At 39.3% G+C, this 18,178-nt stretch carries 16 protein-coding genes, 1 rRNA gene and 1 riboswitch; all 17 genes read right to left on the bottom strand.

Translation table 11 applies throughout. The features are described from left to right. Positions 1–3: 3 nt before the first annotated feature. Complete coding sequence (locus D0S48_RS16245) at positions 4–1,734, bottom strand: adenine deaminase C-terminal domain-containing protein (protein WP_151112722.1); 1,731 nt, start codon at positions 1,732–1,734, stop codon at positions 4–6. Positions 1,735–2,196: 462 nt separating this feature from the next. Beyond that, positions 2,197–3,456 carry a phosphoribosylamine--glycine ligase gene (gene purD / locus D0S48_RS16240; RefSeq protein WP_151112720.1) on the bottom strand — a complete coding sequence of 420 codons (1,260 nt, stop codon included), beginning with the start codon at positions 3,454–3,456 and terminating at the stop codon, positions 2,197–2,199. Between the two features lie 17 nt (positions 3,457–3,473). Beyond that, on the bottom strand, positions 3,474–5,009 hold the full coding sequence (gene purH / locus D0S48_RS16235) for a bifunctional phosphoribosylaminoimidazolecarboxamide formyltransferase/IMP cyclohydrolase (RefSeq protein WP_151112718.1): 1,536 nt from the start codon (positions 5,007–5,009) through the stop codon (positions 3,474–3,476). A 266-nt stretch (positions 5,010–5,275) separates the two neighbouring features. Further along, entirely contained in the window at positions 5,276–5,845 is a 570-nt protein-coding gene (gene purN / locus D0S48_RS16230; protein ID WP_151112716.1) for a phosphoribosylglycinamide formyltransferase, read from the bottom strand. After that, positions 5,845–6,900 (bottom strand): phosphoribosylformylglycinamidine cyclo-ligase, encoded by a 1,056-nt coding sequence (gene purM / locus D0S48_RS16225; protein WP_151112714.1) that lies wholly within the window; start codon positions 6,898–6,900, stop codon positions 5,845–5,847. Before purM ends, purN begins: the two co-directional genes overlap by 1 nt. 11 nt (positions 6,901–6,911) lie before the next feature. Beyond that, complete coding sequence (gene purF, locus D0S48_RS16220; protein WP_144541604.1) at positions 6,912–8,333, bottom strand: amidophosphoribosyltransferase; 1,422 nt, start codon at positions 8,331–8,333, stop codon at positions 6,912–6,914. Beyond that, complete coding sequence (gene purL / locus D0S48_RS16215; RefSeq protein ID WP_151112712.1) at positions 8,309–10,540, bottom strand: phosphoribosylformylglycinamidine synthase subunit PurL; 2,232 nt, start codon at positions 10,538–10,540, stop codon at positions 8,309–8,311. Before purL ends, purF begins: the two co-directional genes overlap by 25 nt. Then, complete coding sequence (purQ, locus tag D0S48_RS16210; protein ID WP_151112710.1) at positions 10,524–11,210, bottom strand: phosphoribosylformylglycinamidine synthase subunit PurQ; 687 nt, start codon at positions 11,208–11,210, stop codon at positions 10,524–10,526. The genes purL and purQ overlap by 17 nt, the downstream gene beginning before the upstream one ends. Then, complete coding sequence (purS, locus tag D0S48_RS16205; RefSeq protein ID WP_144541598.1) at positions 11,207–11,461, bottom strand: phosphoribosylformylglycinamidine synthase subunit PurS; 255 nt, start codon at positions 11,459–11,461, stop codon at positions 11,207–11,209. Before purS ends, purQ begins: the two co-directional genes overlap by 4 nt. Continuing rightward, a complete protein-coding gene (gene purC / locus D0S48_RS16200) occupies positions 11,458–12,174 on the bottom strand; it encodes a phosphoribosylaminoimidazolesuccinocarboxamide synthase (RefSeq protein WP_144541596.1) in 717 nt (238 codons plus the stop codon). Before purC ends, purS begins: the two co-directional genes overlap by 4 nt. Positions 12,175–12,221: 47 nt before the next feature. Further along, on the bottom strand, positions 12,222–13,520 hold the full coding sequence (gene purB, locus D0S48_RS16195) for an adenylosuccinate lyase (RefSeq protein ID WP_151112708.1): 1,299 nt from the start codon (positions 13,518–13,520) through the stop codon (positions 12,222–12,224). Between the two features lie 15 nt (positions 13,521–13,535). After that, positions 13,536–14,657: a 5-(carboxyamino)imidazole ribonucleotide synthase gene (gene purK, locus D0S48_RS16190; protein ID WP_151112707.1), complete on the bottom strand. Its 1,122-nt coding sequence runs from the start codon at positions 14,655–14,657 to the stop codon at positions 13,536–13,538. Then, positions 14,654–15,142 carry a 5-(carboxyamino)imidazole ribonucleotide mutase gene (gene purE, locus D0S48_RS16185; RefSeq protein ID WP_151112705.1) on the bottom strand — a complete coding sequence of 163 codons (489 nt, stop codon included), beginning with the start codon at positions 15,140–15,142 and terminating at the stop codon, positions 14,654–14,656. The genes purK and purE overlap by 4 nt, the downstream gene beginning before the upstream one ends. 141 nt (positions 15,143–15,283) lie before the next feature. Next, a riboswitch (purine riboswitch) is annotated at positions 15,284–15,384 on the bottom strand. Between the two features lie 96 nt (positions 15,385–15,480). Continuing rightward, entirely contained in the window at positions 15,481–15,672 is a 192-nt protein-coding gene (locus D0S48_RS16180; RefSeq protein ID WP_151112703.1) for an NETI motif-containing protein, read from the bottom strand. Beyond that, on the bottom strand, positions 15,669–16,214 hold the full coding sequence (locus D0S48_RS16175; RefSeq protein WP_144541586.1) for a DUF2179 domain-containing protein: 546 nt from the start codon (positions 16,212–16,214) through the stop codon (positions 15,669–15,671). Before D0S48_RS16175 ends, D0S48_RS16180 begins: the two co-directional genes overlap by 4 nt. 473 nt (positions 16,215–16,687) lie before the next feature. Continuing rightward, positions 16,688–17,692 (bottom strand): nuclease-related domain-containing protein, encoded by a 1,005-nt coding sequence (locus tag D0S48_RS16170; RefSeq protein ID WP_191963820.1) that lies wholly within the window; start codon positions 17,690–17,692, stop codon positions 16,688–16,690. A gap of 361 nt (positions 17,693–18,053) precedes the next feature. Beyond that, positions 18,054–18,169: ribosomal RNA gene (gene rrf / locus D0S48_RS16165) — 5S ribosomal RNA — on the bottom strand. Positions 18,170–18,178 lie beyond the last annotated feature (9 nt).

Here is an 18,178-nt window from a genome sequence, read left to right as displayed (position 1 = left end):
CTCCTACCTCATAACTGCTGGAAATAGTACTTTTTTCTTCATTACATCGAATATCCCTTTTTGTGTTATCCGGACATAAGGTAAATGAGTGGACTGTAAAAACAGCAGTGTATATATAGCATCCCCATGCTTAAAGCCTCTAGCAGCTAGTTCTTTTTTTAGTTCTACCTCTTCTTCTATAAGTGCTTCCATCGGTTTATCAGAGAGTCCTCCTCCTATTGGAAGACTAATAGAACAAACAACTTGTTCATTCTCTACAATGACAATTCCGCCATTCATCTTCTTTATTTCGTTAAAGGCTTGAAGCATGCTTTCCTTATTCTTTCCAACTAACAATATATCCCCCGTGTTGGAATAAGAGGAAGCAAAGCCCATAAGCTTATTCGCAAATCCCTTTATCAAGGTTGATACCTTCCATTTACCATTTCTGTCTATAAGCAACAGGAAGCTTTCATCATGGTTTGTAGATAACTCATTGTCAGTAGTATCTACGCTTACGGAATAGGGCTTTGTAATAACATCATTTACCATCTCTATTCCAAACGGCATAGAGAATTGAAAGTCACTATCAGTAAGATCAAAGTCAAGTTTAAATGGCGGCATTCCTGACCAATTAACTGGATCTAATGCTCTTACTTTTTCACTATTCTTCCTTAACCAAACACCCTTTGACAAAACACTTATTGGCACTGGGTTTTGCTCGTCCTCTAGGAAGTTGAGTGTGGCAAAGCGACCACTAGCAATTACACCATGTAAATTCGATAAGTTATAATATTTTGCTACATTGAAGGAAGCCATTAAATAAGCGTCTATCGGGTCAACTCCAGCATCTAAAGCAACTTGAATACATTTATCCATTACACCGTCCGTATGGAAGGAGGGTGTAGAACCGTCTGTAGTCATCATTAAATGGTCAAAAATGTGAAGATCTTTTTCTAAAATGTCCTTCAAGAGATTTGGCAGATCAGGACGAATAGAAGAATGCCTTAAAGTTACAGCATAGCCATGAAGAATTCTTCTTTCAACCTCTTCAATCGTCATCGATTCATGATCTCCATCTGCTCCTAGTAAACGCATTCTGGCAAGCGTCTTTTCTGAGGCTCCTGGAAAATGACCTTCAATTTTCATTCCATTTGTTTTTGCCTGCTGGAGCCAATAAAGCATTTGGTCATCACCAGATAATAATCTTGGCCAACCTGTCAGCTCTCCTCCCATAATAACATCTGGACGATTAATCCATTCTCCCACTGTTTTAGAGGTGAATAGTTGCTCTTCATTTTCTAATTCTGTTTGAGAATCAAATCGAGACCACCAGTAAAAAGAGAAAGGCAACTTTTTAAGCTCGTCCATAATTGAAAACGCTTTCTTATTTTCCAACATTAGGAAAAGGATTAAATTATCTGAAATAAACGCTGTTGTCCCCAACTGTGCAGCAAAATCTGCAAACGTTTGTGGATTATATAATTGAAAAGGGTGAACATGAGGTTCTATATAGCCTGGTACAATTTTTTGTCCAGCAGCATCGTATACTTCTGTCTGATTCGTAATAAGCGGCATATCAGTACCTGAATAAACAATTCGATCTTTTACAATCCAAATATTTCCGTTAATCCATTTTTTAAGATGACTATGTAAGTAGGTAGCATTGGTTATTAATATGTCTGGTGCTTTCGTTCCGTTCACCACTTCTATTTGATGCCTTATATGCTCGATTTTCCATATTGGATAATGCATGATTCCTTCTCCTTCCTGTAAGTCTTTTATTTAAATAATAGTAGCACAGTACTTTAGTAAAGCAAAGCACTGAAATGTATTTTTTGTAAATTCTGATACATGAATAGGTCTATTGTCATTACTAATTAATCAACCAATTTAAAGGTATATTCCCTTATATTTTATGAAGATGTTTATATCACACTTTAAAATTTACTTCACGAATAAAAGTACTCGATACTATATAATAGTTTTATTTGAAAAAAATATGATAAGAAAAGTGCAAGCGTCTAAGCCTTCAACAAATTGCGGTTGATTTCAGCTTTAGACGTACGCTTTCCGCGAGGGAGCAATAAGCCATCTGTCTCCCTGCTCTCGCTGGAGTCGACGTCTGTCGCTTCAATTAAAAAGTTTTGTAAAAAGAAATATGCTTCCTATCTTAAAAAAGAATGTCCGTAATGTTACCGGACATTCTTTTCGTGGTCATTTAAATGTACGCCAGCCAATATCAGTTCGATAGAATAAGTCATTCCATTCTAGACTAGAAAGACCTTCGTATACTTTATCTTGCGCAGCTTTTAATGAGGTCTCTTTTGCTGCTACTAAAATTACGCGACCCCCATTTGAAACAAAGTCTTCATCCTGTTTCTTCGTGCCTGCATGAAAAATATGCAAGCCTTTTTCAGATAAAGAATCTAAGTTAGGTAGTTTTGCACCTTTGATTGGATTTTCTGGGTAACCATCAGCAGCAATCACTACACCTAACATAGCTTCATCAGACCAAAACAAATCAAATGGCTTTTCATCCATCAATGATTTCATGAACTGCCCAAAGTCACTTTTCATTCTAGGGAGAACTACTTGGGTTTCTGGATCACCAAAACGGGCATTGAATTCAATGACTTTTGGTCCTTCCTTAGTAAGGATTAAACCAGCATATAATATACCTGTGAATGATATGCCTTCAGCCGTCATTGCTTGAACTGTTGTCACCACGATAGTTTCGTAAGCAGTATCCACCACTGCCTGAGAAATTTGTGGAACTGGGGAATACGCCCCCATACCTCCAGTGTTCGGACCTTTATCGCCATCGAAAGCACGTTTATGGTCTTGAGCAATAACCATTGGATAAATAGTCCCTTTGTGAACAAAGGACATAAATGAAAATTCTTCTCCATCTAAAAATTCTTCAATTACAACACGCGAAGAAGATTCTCCAAACAATTGGTTACCAATCATGTCTTCTACTGCAGAATCTGCCTCTTCAACCGTCATGGCAACTACAACACCTTTGCCAGCAGCAAGTCCATCCGCTTTTATAACAATTGGAGCCCCAAGCCTTTCAATATATTCCTTTGCTTTGTCTACCTCTGTAAAGGTTTCATAAGCAGCAGTCGGAATACCATATTTGTCCATTAATTCTTTAGCAAAGGTTTTACTTCCTTCAATTTGTGCAGCAGCCTTCGTTGGTCCAAAAATGCGTAAGCCTTGTTCCTCAAAGAAATCTACAATTCCTTCTGCAAGGGGTTGCTCTGGTCCGACAAACGTCAAATCTATTTCATTATCCTTTGCAAACTTGGCTAATTCTTTAAATGCAAGGGCCTCTATTGGAACGATTTGAGCTTCCTTTGCCATTCCGGCATTTCCAGGTGCTACAAACACTTTTTGCACAGAGGGAGATAAATGAAACTGCTTAGCAATTGCATGCTCTCTCCCTCCGCTACCAATAACAAGTATATTCATGAATGAGGAAGCCTCCTTTAGTGTTTAAAATGACGTACACCTGTAAATACCATAGCAATTCCATATTCATTTGCTTTATCGATGGAATCTTGGTCCTTTATAGATCCTCCAGTTTGGATAATTGCTGTAATTCCAGCTTTTGCAGCAGTCTCCACCGTATCATTCATAGGGAAGAAAGCATCTGATGCAAGGCTTGCTCCTTTTGCAAGGCCTCCTGCTTGTTCAAGTGCAATTTTTGCAGATCCAACACGATTCATTTGACCTGCACCTACACCAACTGTCATGTCCTCAGTCGCTACCACGATTGCGTTAGATTTCACATGCTTCACAACGTTCCAACCTAATGTCATCGATTTCCATTCTTCCTCTGTTGGTTCACGGTCCGTAACAACCTTTATATTTGCATCTTTTAATCCAAATGTATCAGGAGATTGTATTAATAATCCGCCCTCCACCGATACAGTATTCCATTTGTCTTTTTTAGTTTGTTCATAAGAAATGGTCAATAGGCGAATATTTTTCTTTGCTGTAAGCATTGCAATAGCTTCCTCAGAGAAGGACGGAGCTATGATAATTTCTAAGAAAATTCCTGCCAATGTTTTAGCGGTAGCTGAATCCACTTCACGGTTTAAAGCTACAATCCCTCCGAAAATAGAGGTAGAATCTGCTTCGTAGGCTTTTTGGAATGCCTCAGAGATTGATTTTCCTGTACCTACTCCACATGGATTCATATGCTTCACCGCTACAGCAGCTGGCAATTCAAACTCTTTAACAATTTGGATAGCAGCATTGGCATCTTGGATATTATTATAGGAAAGCTCCTTTCCATGTAATTGCTTAGCCGATGCAATTGAGAAATCTGAGCCAAGTGGTCGTTTATAGAAAGCAGCCTGTTGATGAGGATTTTCTCCGTAACGCAACGCTTGTTTACGCTCATATGTAAGGGTTAATAGCTCTGGGAAATCTTCCCCCGCAAGATTTGTCATATAATCTGCGATTAACGCGTCGTATGCAGCAGTATGACGGAATACTTTAGCAGCAAGTCTACGACGTGTTTCAATAGTAGTTTCTCCGTTTTCTTTTAGCTGGCTTAATACTTCATCATAGTCCGCGGCATCGGTAACCACTGTTACGTATTGATGATTCTTTGCTGCCGAACGGAGCATAGATGGTCCACCAATATCGATGTTTTCAATCGCATCCTCAAATGCTACGTCAGGCTTTGATATAGTTTCTCGGAAAGGATAAAGATTTACACAAACGATTTGAATCGGTGTGATTTTATGTTCCTCCAACTGAGCTTGGTGAGAAGGATCATCATGTTTCGCTAATAATCCACCGTGAATCATAGGATTTAATGTTTTTACTCGACCATCCAAAATCTCTGGAAAGTTTGTCACTTGGTCAACAGAAGTAATGGCAACACCATTTTGTTCTAAAAATGATTTAGTACCACCAGTTGATAAAATTTCGTAACCAAGCTGTTCCAGCTCTTTTGCAAACTCAAGAATTCCTGATTTATCTGATACACTGATTAATGCACGTTTTGACACAATAATTCCTCCTAATTTATCGAAAAATCAATATTACTCATTAATAAAAAAAGTGCAGCCTATGTCCGCACCTACTTATTAGCGTGCGGAAAAATCACAAACGACGCATTAGCGGCGGGGATGGCTTATCGCTCACCCCGCGGAAAGCGTCAGACTAGAGCAGAAATCAACATACTTTATTTTATGACATACTTTTTTGAAAGTACGAGCTTATACTACCTTGTCAATGTGAATATTCGTTACAGGCATTGTCTTATCTTCTTCCATTAACTCCATAGCTGTTGTAAGGTCTTCACGTATAATTCATGCTCCACTGCATGGATTCTTTCCTCTGTCTTCTCTCGATCCTCCGCTACAACCTCTACTGCATATTGAGATAGTATTGGTCCGGTATCCATACCTGCATCTACCAAATGTACTGTAACTCCAGTAACCTTTACTCCATGCTTCAATGCTTGACCAATAGCATCCTTTCCAGGAAATGCTGGGAGTAAGGATGGATGAATATTAACAATACGATTTGGAAATGCATCCAACAATATATTGCCAACTAATCTCATATATCCAGCAAGCACTAGCCATTCGACCTGCAGTTCTTGTAGCTTGTTTAAAATCTCCCGCTCATAGGCGTCTTTTGTAGAATAGCTAGTCGGCTTTAAAACAAGTGTTTCTACTCCTACTGCCTCTGCACGTTTTACAACGTAAGCGTCTTGTTTATTAGTTACAACTAATACGGGTTCACCTATTAACCTACCTGTCCGTACAGCATCATAGATTGCTTGAAAATTAGAGCCGCTGCCAGAAGCAAAGACGGCAAATCTTGGTCCTGTATTCATTACACTAAGCTCCCGTCATGTGTTCCGTTGAATAGAACACCTTCACCTTTCACCACACGACCGATTGTATATGCCTTTTCTCCATGAGACTCAGCTATAGCAATCGCCTTCTCTGCCTCTTCTTGAGACAATGCTAGTACAAAACCAATTCCCATATTAAATACATTGTAAAGATCCTTATCCGTGAGCTGACCTTTTTCCTTTAAAAATTGGAATATCGGAAGCACTTCCCATGAGCCAAGATCAATTTCCACCGCTAAAGCCTCTGGCATCATACGTGGAAGGTTTTCATAGAACCCTCCGCCAGTTACATGTGCCATTCCGTGAATGTTTAAATTTTGATGCATCTCCATTACTGGTTTCGCGTAGATCTTAGTAGGAGTTAATAGAGCCTTGCCTATTTTTCCAAGCTCCTCGAAGCCCTCTACTACTGTATCCGTCTTGTATCCTTGTTCTTCAAATACTATTTTACGCACAAGGGAATATCCATTAGAGTGAACTCCACTAGAGGCAATACCGACTAAAACGTCCCCTTCAGCTATCTTTTCACCCGTAACAATTTTAGACTTTTCACATGCTCCAACAGCAAATCCCGCTAGATCATATTCGTCTTCTTCGTATAGACCTGGCATTTCTGCTGTTTCTCCACCGATTAAAGCCGCTCCTGACTGAACACAGCCATCTGCAACGCCCTTCACAATTTGTTCGATGCGAGCTGGCACTGCCTTACCTACTGCCACATAATCTAAGAAAAATAAAGGCTCTGCACCCTGAGCGACAATATCATTTACACACATAGCCACACAATCAATCCCGATTGTGTCATGAGTGTCAGTCATAAAGGCTAGCTTGAGCTTCGTCCCAACTCCATCTGTTCCAGAGATTAAAACTGGTTCCTTATAATTCAAGGAAGATAAGTCAAACATTCCCCCAAAGCCACCAAATGTACCCATGATTCCTTTTCTAGCTGTGCGTTCGACATGTGATTTCATGCGCTCAACTGCTTCATAGCCAGCTTCAATATTTACACCAGCTTTTTCATATGCTTTTGACATTTATAATCCTCCTATCGAACAAGCTCTTTTTCATGTGGTAATTTCGTGTCTGGGAATATATCCGTTGGGTATTCTCCTGTGAAACAGGCTAAGCAATGACCACAATTCTTTTCTCCCTCGGGTCTCCCAATAGCTTTTACCATTCCCTCAACCGATAAGAAGGAAAGGGAATCCGCACCAATTAGGACTCTCATTTCTTCGATAGTATTATTTGCTGCAATCAGCTCCGAGTCGGAACTAATATCTATTCCATAAAAGCATGGATTTTTTAAAGGAGGAGAGCTAATTACTACATGAACCTCTGTTGCTCCGGCTTCTTTTAACATATTCACAATTCTTTTAGACGTTGTTCCCCGAACGATTGAATCATCTACCATTACCACTCGCTTACCTTTAACTACTTGACGCACTGGTGATAGCTTCATCTTCACTCCACGCTCACGCAAATCCTGCGAAGGCTGTATAAATGTTCTGCCTACATATCGGTTTTTTATAAGTCCTAATTCATAAGGAATTCCTGTAGCCTCTGAAAATCCAATTGCAGCAGAGATACTTGAATCCGGAACGCCTGTTACTACGTCAGCATCGATGAAGATCTCTTTTGCAAGCTGTTTTCCTAATCGTTTTCTTGCTGAGTGAATGTTAATACCATCTATATCTGAATCTGGACGAGAAAAATATACATATTCCATTGTACAAATAGCACGATCTCTCTTCTCCATATATCGTTCAGAACGGCAGCCATTATCATTAATGATTAATAGCTCTCCTGGTTCAATCGAGCGAACTAATTCTGCACCTATTAAATCAAAGGCACTCGTCTCAGAAGCAACCACCCAAGCATTATCTAGCATCCCTAAAGAAAGAGGACGCATACCTTGTGGGTCCTGTGCGACTAGCATTCCATCCTCAGTTAAAATGATGAAAGCAAATGCTCCTTCTAATAGTCGAAGAGATTGCTTTGCACGTTCTTCAAATGAAGGAAGTCTACTTTTTTTAAGTAAATGTGCTAGCACCTCTGTATCCGAAGTTGTTTGGAAGATGCTCCCTTGCTGCTCTAAATTACGCTTTAAACGAGTGGCATTTACGATGTTACCATTGTGAGCAATTGCCAGGCTGCCAGTAGTAGAATTAAATAGTAACGGTTGTACGTTCTCTATACCTGATCCCCCTGCAGTTGCGTAGCGGACATGGGCAATTGCTGAATGACCTTCAAGCTGCTCCAACTTCCCATTGTTAAACACATCGTTTACAAGACCTTCACCTTTAACAGCTCGCAATGACTTACCATCTGTTACTACGATTCCAGCACCCTCCTGTCCCCGGTGCTGCAATGCATGTAAACCGTAATAGCTCATAGCTGCTGGGTTTGAGTGTCCCCAAATTCCAAACACTCCGCATTCTTCATTTAAGCCTCTGAGTTCAGTAAGCATGGTATTGCTCCTTTCCAAGCGGAACGGAATTCCTCAACAGAACCGTTTATCCAAGTAGTTCCGTTTTCTTGAGAGATTACTAGATTGTTTGTATCAGTTACCTGTCCAATTTTCACCGCATCTTGTACTAGTGCTTCAAACTGACTAGCATTTTCAGATTTAACAGTCACAATGAAACGAGACTGTGTTTCACTGAATAGGGTTGTTATTGCCGAACCTTGAACCGTCACTTCAATTCCAAGCCCTTTAGCATCGAACGTTTTTTCAGCTAGGGCTACTGCAAATCCACCTTCTGCAATATCGTGTGCAGACTGTACTAAGCCAGCTTTAATCGCTGATAGTAAAGCCGTTTGACGAGCTGCCTCTACATCTAAATCGATAGAAGGTGCTTGACCAAAAATACGTCCTTCTACTAATTTTTGTAGCTCAGATCCACCAAATTCAGTTTTAGTGTCACCAATCAAATAAACTAGATCCCCCGCTTGTTTAACGGATTGAGTCGTTACATGAGCCAAATCCTCCACTAATCCTACAAGACCAATCGTAGGTGTCGGATAAACTGCTGTTCCACTTCTTTCATTATAAAGGGACACGTTTCCTCCAATTACCGGTGATTCTAATGCGATACATGCGGCTGAAATTCCTTCAGCAGACTGATCTAGCTGCCAGAATATTTCTGGATTTTCCGGGTTACCAAAATTCAAGCAATCTGTAATTGCAAGCGGCTTAGCACCAGAACACACTACATTACGTGCTGCCTCTGCCACAGCGATCTTACCTCCAGCAACTGGATCTAAGTAAATATAGCGGGAGTTGCAATCTGTCGTCATAGCAAGACCTTTATTTGTTCCTCGAACGCGTACAACTGCTGCATCAGAACCAGGTGTTACTACTGTGCTAGTACGGACCTGGTAATCGTATTGATCGTATACCCATTCCTTTGAAGCAATCGTTGGCTGTTGGAGAAGATTTAAAAGAGTTTCTTTATAGTCTGTTACTAGTGGTTCTTTGTTTTCCATTGCTTGAAAATCTGTGAAATAAGCAGGAACAGCTGATGTCTTATAATAAACAGGTGCTTCCTCCGCTAATGCATCTGCAGGAACCTCTGCCACTACTTCCCCTTTATGCAATAGACGAAGCATTTTATCGTTCGTCACCTTACCAACTGCTACACAGTCTAGACCGTATTTTTCAAAAATCTCTACAATTTCCTCTTCACGGCCTTTTTTTACAACAATCAGCATTCGTTCCTGTGATTCAGATAGCATCATTTCATAGGCAGTCATACCTGTCTCACGTTGTGGAACAAAGTCTAAATTCATCTCTACTCCGTAACCAGCTTTGGAAGCCATTTCTGCTGAAGAAGAAGTTAATCCTGCTGCTCCCATATCTTGAATTCCGATAATAGCGTCAGATTTAATAACCTCTAAGCAAGCTTCAAGCAAAAGTTTCTCCATAAATGGGTCTCCTACTTGAACTGCAGGGCGTTTTTCTTCAGAAGTTTCCGTCAATTCCTCGGAAGCGAATGTTGCTCCGTGAATTCCGTCACGTCCTGTTTTTGCTCCTGCGTACATCACCGTGTTACCTTCACCAGCCGCAATACCTTTTTGAATATCCTCATGATTGATTAAGCCTACACACATAGCATTTACTAATGGGTTACCCTCATAGCAGTCATCAAACTGAATTTCTCCTCCAACAGTTGGGATACCTATACAGTTACCATAACCAGCAATACCTGCCACTACTTCTTCAAACAAATACTTTACGCGTGGTGTTTTTAGTTCTCCAAAGCGCAATGAATTTAACATTGCAATTGGACGAGCGCCCATAGAGAATACATCTCGGATAATTCCTCCTACCCCAGTTGCAGCTCCTTGATAAGGTTCGATTGCAGAGGGATGGTTATGAGATTCCATTTTAAATACTACTGCCTGACCATCACCAATATCGACTATCCCTGCGCCTTCACCAGGACCTTGCAAAACTTGTGGTCCCTTAGTAGGGAATTTGCGTAAAACTGGCTTAGAATTTTTATAAGAGCAATGCTCTGACCACATAACCGAGAACAAACCAGTCTCTGTATAGTTTGGTAGTCTACCTAGAATGTTTTCTACCATAGCAAATTCTTCATCGGACATTCCCATTTGAGCATATAGCTTCTGTTCTTTAATTTGCTCCGGATTTGGTTCAAGCATGACTGACATGAGATTCCCTCCACTGTTTCAAAATAGATTTGAATAACGCTAATCCATCATTTCCACCCATAATTTCGTTTACAGCACGCTCTGGGTGTGGCATCATCCCAAGAACATTTCCTCTTTCATTTACAATACCTGCGATATCTTCAATACTTCCGTTCGGATTTTCTGAAGCATAGGTGAAAACAATTTGGTTGTTTTCCTTTAAAGACGTTAGTGTTAGCTCATCACAATAATAATTTCCTTCCCCATGGGCAATAGGGATTTGAATAACTTCATTCTTCTCATATGAAGAGGTAAATTGAGTTTCATTGTTCACTACCTTTAAGTCAACTGTTCGGCACATAAATTTCAAGTCTTTATTGCGCAATAGTGCACCAGGCAAAAGGCCAGCCTCTGTCAGTACTTGGAAACCATTACATACGCCTAGTACAGGCTTACCAGCTTCAGCAGCCTTCACTACTTCTGACATAATATTCGAGAAGCGAGAAATAGCACCACAACGTAAGTAGTCACCATAAGAGAATCCGCCTGGCAATAAAATAGCGTCAAATCCGCTTAAATCCTTCTCATCATGCCAAACATATTCTACTTCTTCTCCAAGCTCGTCTTTAATCGCATGGTACATATCTAAATCACAGTTCGATCCTGGAAATACGATTACCGCGAACTTCATTTGCTTACAGCCTCCTCAACCTCATAACGATAGTCTTCGATTACTGTATTTGTTAGTAGCTTTTGACACATCTCTCTTACAACTGTATCTACATCACGTGTTCCTTCTTCAATTTGTAGCTCCAGATATTTACCGATTCGAACGTCAGTTACTTCGTTATAGTCCATAGAGTGTAGAGCACCCATTACTGCACTCCCCTGTGGATCTAAAACACTTTCACGAAGTGTCACATATACTTTAACTTTTTTCATTTTGATAGTCCTCCTAGACGGGAAAGTATAATTTCATAAACCTCTGTTAAGCTTCCTAAATTGCGTCTGAACACGTCTTTATCTAATTTTTTGTTTGTATCTTTGTCCCATAGTCTACAAGTATCAGGAGAGATTTCATCAGCCAGCAAAATAGCGCCGTCAGCTGTTTTACCAAACTCTAATTTGAAATCTACTAAAGTAACACCAATATCAGAGAATATTGGGCGAAGCACCTGGTTAACTTCGAGCGCCATTGTTTGAAGCGTATCTATTTCTACTGGTGAAGCAATTTCTAATAATTCCAAATGTGCATTCGTTAAGAGTGGATCCCCAAGGTCATCATCCTTGAAATAAAACTCAACGATTGGTTTTTTTAAAGGAGTGCCCTCCGCCATCCCGAGTCTTTTTGAAAGACTACCAGCGGCGATATTTCTAACGACAACCTCAAGTGGAATAATTTCCACCTTCTTTACAAGCTGCTCATTTTCAGAGATTTGCTCGATAAAGTGAGATTCAATACCATATTTTTTTAGCTGTTCGAAAAGTATGGTAGTAATTTTGTTATTTAATATTCCCTTACCACCAATTTCTGCTTTCTTTTCTCCATTAAATGCAGTGGCACTATCCTTATATGCAACATAGAGAACGTCTTCGTTCTCTGTTGCATATAATCTTTTTGCTTTACCTTCGTATAATAGATCGCCTTTTATCACGGTAATTTCCTCCATTATTCAGATATGCCTTAATGTTTTCGTTAACTCTATTCGTTTAAGCCTAAGCGGTCAAAAATCATATCGACGTGCTGAATGTGGTAATTGTAGTCAAAACAATCATCCAACTCTTCTTTTGTTAATAATGAAGTAATCTTTTCATCTGCATCCACAAAGTTACGGAAAGCTGTTTGAGATTCCCAAGCCTTCATTGCTAGTGGCTGTACTGTATCATAAGCAATTTCGCGAGCGAGCCCTTTGTCAATAAGCGCAAGTAAAACACGTTGCGAGTAAATCAGCCCTAAAGTAGAATCCATATTTCGTTTCATATTTTCAGGGAACACAGTAAGATTTTTCACGATGTTACTAAAACGATTTAACATATAGTTCAGTGCAATTGTTGCATCCGGTAAAATTACACGCTCAGCAGAAGAGTGAGAGATGTCTCTTTCATGCCATAAGGCTACATTTTCATAGGCAGTCATCATATATCCACGAATGAGACGTGCCATCCCAACCATATTTTCTGATCCTATCGGGTTACGTTTATGAGGCATTGCCGATGAACCTTTTTGCCCTTTTGAGAAAAACTCTTCGACTTCACGAGTTTCTGACTTTTGAAGACCACGAATCTCTGTTGCAAATTTCTCGATTGAAGTTGCTACTAATGCAATTACGCTTAAGTATTGAGCATGACGATCACGTTGTAATGTTTGAGTTGAAATTGGTGATGCTGCTAATCCTAGCTTTTCACATACATATTGCTCAACAAATGGATCGATGTTTGCATAAGTACCAACTGCTCCTGACATCTTTCCTGTTTCAATTACAGTAGCCGCAGCCTCAAAGCGCTCAAGATTACGCTTCATTTCTTCTGTCCATAGAGCTAGTTTTAAACCGAAGGTAGTCGGCTCTGCATGAACACCATGTGTGCGACCCATCATTACCGTATATTTATGCTCTTTAGCCTTGTTTTCTAATATCTCGATAAAATTTTGAATGTCTTTACGTAAAATGCCGTTAGCTTGTTTGATCACATAAGAAAGAGCTGTGTCTACTACATCCGTAGATGTCAGTCCGTAATGCACCCATTTACGCTCTTCCCCCAAAGTTTCGGATACTGCACGAGTAAATGCTACTACGTCATGTCTTGTTTCTTGCTCAATCTCTAAAATACGATCTACAGAAAAGGATGCATTTTTACGAAGAAGTGCGACATCCTCCTTTGGTATATCACCAATCTCTGCCCATGCCTCACAAGCTAGTATTTCTACCTCTAACCACGCATTGTATTTATTTTCTTCTGTCCAAATCGCTCCCATTTCAGGGCGTGTGTAGCGTTCTATCATTTCTTTTCCTCCAAATTAAGACCAAATTTTTGATTGTTCAATTTCTGTCAGTGTTTCCTCGATATTGTCCGAAAGAATAGTAACATGTCCCATCTTCCTATTTTCCTTTGCCTCACTTTTACCATACAAGTGCAGCGACCAGTTTGGATACTTGCTTAGCGAGTTTGTTACAGGGATAACATGCTGTCCTAGTACATTAACCATAATTGCGTTCGTCCATAGCTTTGGTTGTCGTAATGGCCAACCACAAACAGCTCTTACATGCTGATGAAATTGAGAGACATTACAAGCTTCTATAGAATAGTGACCGGAATTATGGGGTCTAGGTGCTAACTCGTTAATCAGTAATTTATCGTCCTCTAGCACAAACATTTCAACAGCAAGCGTCCCTATTAAATTCAAATGGTTCGCAATTGTTTCAGCAGCTTCCACCGCTTTCTCCGATAGAGATGTACTAATTCTTGCTGGAACGATGGTTTCATGTAGAATATGGTTCACATGAATATTTTCCCCGATTGGCAAGCAATAGGTTTCACCATTTCCATTTCTTTGAACGATTACAGAGATTTCTTTATCGAATGGTACAAACGCCTCTGCAATGCACGCCGAGTGTTCAAAAAGAGGCTTAGCTAGTTTTAAAGCATCCTTACTTTTGACAATTTGCTGACCCTTACCATCATACCCTCCTCGCGTAGTTTTCACCACGCAAGGGTAACCAATGTTGTCAATGTTGGACACTAGCTCATCATAGTTTTGTACCTCTATAAATTTTGCCACCGGAACTCCAGCTGCTCTTATAGATTTCTTTTCTAAAATACGGTCCTGCGTAATTCTTACCAAATCTGCCCCCTGAGGAACATAGGCAATTTCTGCAAGACGTTTTAGACCTTCATAATCTATATTTTCAAACTCATATGTTATAACTTCACTTACATCGGCTAATTCTTCTAATGCAGCCTCATCATTATATGGCGCCACAATTCGAATATCTGCAATCTGACCACAAGGAGAGTCCATCGTTGGCTCGAGTACCGCTACTTTAAACCCTGCCTCTTTGGCTGCAAGGGCCATCATTCTACCAAGCTGTCCCCCACCAATAATTCCTATTGTTTGTCCTGGATAGATTGTCTTCGTCATCGTAGCTCACCATTACTTTCTAAGACGCTATTTTTCGTTGCTTTTCTTCGATTCTCTAATCTACTAGTAATTTCTGCATCTTGAATGGAAAGAATTTGTGCCGCTAGTAGCCCTGCATTTGTAGCTCCTGCCTTTCCTATAGCTACCGTTGCTACTGGAACTCCTCCAGGCATTTGAACAATTGATAACAAGGAATCTAATCCATTCAATGCCTTAGATTGGACTGGCACCCCGATGACCGGAAGAGTTGTTTTTGCAGCTACCATTCCAGGTAAATGTGCTGCTCCGCCAGCTCCAGCAATAATAACTTGTATACCTCGATCTCTTGCCTGCTCCGCATATTCAAACATAAGATCAGGGGTACGATGTGCAGAAACTACTTGTTTTTCATATGGAATGTGTAACTCATCTAAGATTTCACAGCAATGCTTCATTGTTTCCCAATCACTAGAACTACCCATAATTACACCAATTTTTGCGTCCATTATTTTCGTCCCTTCCTTTTTAAACAAAAAATTCCTCAAATAAACTGTCTTCTTTTAGAAGAAAAGCAGTTTACTTGAGGAACATAGAAAATGGGTTTGTTATTTGCATATGCATATAAGAACTCACCCTTTTAGTAGTTTCCAAAAGTCGCTTTCCCTCATAGTCCTGTCATTTACGGTGACTTGGTAGAGACGCTAAAGCCAATTCTTTAGCATATATGGGGATAAAATCGTTCTATTACTATTAATATTCTAACAAGTCTAGATAGTAACGTCAACGGTTAAAAGCGAACAATTAATTTTCAGAAAACTATAATGTTCGGTTTTTAGTGCTTATTTCAAGATTCTTTATCTTTTATTCCTTTTAATTGAATCATTTGTCTTATAGGGGTAGGAACTCCGTCTATCTCTGCAAATAAAGGCTCTTCTCTCCTACCGACCACCTGAAAGCCTTGCTTTGCCATCTTTTCCATACAAGCAGAGATGCTTTCGTTTTCCTCCACTTCAAACCATTTGGTTTCTTGCTTCATCTAAATAACTTCCCTTTCCGAACCGTTTTGACCCAGAAGCCCCCATGAATAGTTTTGGGCTCATAAGCAATGATAAATATTTTCGGGTCGATTTCCTTTAACCGATTATACAGCTTAACTTCGTATTTTCTCGGAGTTAATATTTGCAATGCTTGTCTGTGACCTTCCAGACCATTTGCAGTCCAATCTGTAACACCATACCCCTCTTCCCTCAAAATAGAGGATAAGTGGTTAACGTCACTTTCAGTAGAAATAGCATTGACCATAATATATCCTAAAGACATTTTTTCCTCAAGTTTAGAACCAACGATAATCCCTGTACCAAAACCAAGCGCATAAGCAATTAAATTCTGGATTGCATCCAAGTTATCTAACACCAGTCCTAAACCTACTATATAAACGGTTACTTCTATTATACTCATAAACGCTGCAACATAACGATAGCCTTTCAGTGTTAGAATCATTCTTGTTGTTGATAAGGTAACATAAACAATGTTAATCGCAAAGATAATCAAAACCATAGTAAATGCATTTTCTAACATTCTTTCAACTCCTCTTATATAATACTTCCCCATTGGTTGAAGATGTATTAATATATACCCTTTATGGTTAGACCTAATCGGAAAATTGAAGAATTGTAGTTGTTCTTAAGAATGTGTGTTACAGAGGGATGAATGAAGTATGAGGGAAAGTATATGTTTTTGGAATGTTTGATGGAAATTTTGAGTGTTGTGACTGAAATGAAGCTTGAATTGGGTTTGATTTTGGATTTATGACCGTTCGTGGGGATTTATGACCGGATAGCTTGGTTTTATGACCGGATAGGCTGACTTTATGACCGCATAGAATTTTTTATGACCGGATAAATTATTTTATGACCGTTCAGCATTTTTCTACTCATTCTTAAGAAAAGTAGGTGCCAGTTTAACCAATCATAGGTTTATTTAGGAACTTTTTTTGGATGGATTTTGAATTTATGACTGTTCGTGGAGATTTATGACCGGATAGCTTGATTTTATGACCGCATAGAATTTTTTATGACCGGATAAATTATTTTATGACCGTTCAGCATTTTTCTACTCATTTTATATTTTGCACCTTTTCCTTCACCAATAGTTTTCAACTTCATGCTCTGCAATAACCTGGTCGCTGTCTGACTCTTTTCTATCTTTAAGAAACTTCGACAAACACTGTTTGTCATTTCTTCACCAACTAACATAAACCATTCTTTAATAGCTAAAATATGAGCATCCTTGTGCTGATTAAGACAATGTGGACATTTCCACGTTCGTATAACACGCCGCATGCCTATCCTGTTACATACCTCACATCTCACACCTTTGATCAAGTCATTAGAATCTATCCCCCATGCTTTACACATAGGATAAGGATAATAATCTTTATGAGCCTTAAGAATACTCTTACTTAACTCTTCCAATTGATTGGTTGATAGAAAAGCAGCCTTTCTAGATTGTTTCCATATAAAATTCGGAATACTACTTGGATACATAATGCATGCATTCTCTGGAGGCTTTATAATTTCAGACTTTGTAGAGCTTAACACGATGGCCCCAACTAGAGGTATTTGTATACCCCGATTCTCTAGCCATCTATGTAGCATGTTCAAATTTCTTTCCAATTGAACCTCTGGACTCTCAAAAATATCAACATGACCGCTCTCCAGTTTTCTTCTTAAACAAAATGGCTCTCTTTCAAAGCTTAGTTCACCAATAATGTTTTTCGACTCAAGCATTAATATATAATGTCGAGAAATGAATAAGGCATCTATTTGAAACTTACCATCCGCACTAAGGTTCAAATCAAACAAGACATTATATTCGAAGGGAAAAGTATATTTATTAAATATACCTTCTATAATTGCCTCTCCATTAATACCTGCTTTTACAGACATTACTTTGGAATGTATTAATGCTTTCATAGGATGATCATTCCCTAATCGCTCATATAGAGCCTGTAAACCAATGTAATTATAATTTATAGAGCCACTTTTATTAATCAAAACTCCCCTCCTTTTCTGCATAATAGCATAAATAGAGATATTGTAAATTTCTCTTTTTCAACAACAATTTCACTTTGAATGAATATATAACTTCATTATTCTAAAATATACTATATTTCCTTTTAATTATTTTATTTTTAATCTTTCCTGTCATATCTAGTTTCTATTTCCCGGGAAATGTCATTTCGAGGAAAAGACCTTTAATTTTTTCGACATTATAAAAGGACATTCCTTATTAATTATGTTCAACAGTAAAAAGAACTGCTATGTTAATGGAGTGGTTAGTGCCTTCGGTACTTAAAAATTCTTTGTAGAACAAAAAAAGCCGCCACCGATTACTCGGTGACGACTTCCTATAGTTGCCCAGCGACGTCCTACTCTTGCAGGGGGAGACCCCCAACTACCATCGGCGCTGAAGAGCTTAACTTCCGTGTTCGGTATGGGAACGGGTGTGACCTCTTCGCCATCATCACTAGACTTGTCGGC

The sequence above is a fragment of the Psychrobacillus sp. AK 1817 genome (assembly GCF_008807035.1).
Classification (GTDB): Bacteria; Bacillota; Bacilli; order Bacillales_A; family Planococcaceae; genus Psychrobacillus; species Psychrobacillus faecigallinarum.
This window is presented reverse-complemented; position numbering and strand designations above follow the sequence as displayed.

What these genes read in the sequence shown, in the direction of transcription:
- purB (WP_151112708.1), bottom strand. Translation starts at nt 13,520, where the DNA reads ATGATAGAACGCTACACACGCCCTGAAATGGGAGCGATTTGGACAGAA.
- D0S48_RS16175 (WP_144541586.1), bottom strand. Translation starts at nt 16,214, where the DNA reads ATGTTAGAAAATGCATTTACTATGGTTTTGATTATCTTTGCGATTAAC.
- purM (WP_151112714.1), bottom strand. Translation starts at nt 6,900, where the DNA reads ATGTCAAAAGCATATGAAAAAGCTGGTGTAAATATTGAAGCTGGCTAT.
- purE (WP_151112705.1), bottom strand. Translation starts at nt 15,142, where the DNA reads ATGGACGCAAAAATTGGTGTAATTATGGGTAGTTCTAGTGATTGGGAA.
- purF (WP_144541604.1), bottom strand. Translation starts at nt 8,333, where the DNA reads ATGCTTACTGAACTCAGAGGCTTAAATGAAGAATGCGGAGTGTTTGGA.
- purK (WP_151112707.1), bottom strand. Translation starts at nt 14,657, where the DNA reads ATGACGAAGACAATCTATCCAGGACAAACAATAGGAATTATTGGTGGG.
- purQ (WP_151112710.1), bottom strand. Translation starts at nt 11,210, where the DNA reads ATGAAGTTCGCGGTAATCGTATTTCCAGGATCGAACTGTGATTTAGAT.
- purD (WP_151112720.1), bottom strand. Translation starts at nt 3,456, where the DNA reads ATGAATATACTTGTTATTGGTAGCGGAGGGAGAGAGCATGCAATTGCT.
- purS (WP_144541598.1), bottom strand. Translation starts at nt 11,461, where the DNA reads ATGAAAAAAGTTAAAGTATATGTGACACTTCGTGAAAGTGTTTTAGAT.
- purN (WP_151112716.1), bottom strand. Translation starts at nt 5,845, where the DNA reads ATGAATACAGGACCAAGATTTGCCGTCTTTGCTTCTGGCAGCGGCTCT.
- D0S48_RS16180 (WP_151112703.1), bottom strand. Translation starts at nt 15,672, where the DNA reads ATGAAGCAAGAAACCAAATGGTTTGAAGTGGAGGAAAACGAAAGCATC.
- D0S48_RS16245 (WP_151112722.1), bottom strand. Translation starts at nt 1,734, where the DNA reads ATGCATTATCCAATATGGAAAATCGAGCATATAAGGCATCAAATAGAA.
- purL (WP_151112712.1), bottom strand. Translation starts at nt 10,540, where the DNA reads ATGTCAGTCATGCTTGAACCAAATCCGGAGCAAATTAAAGAACAGAAG.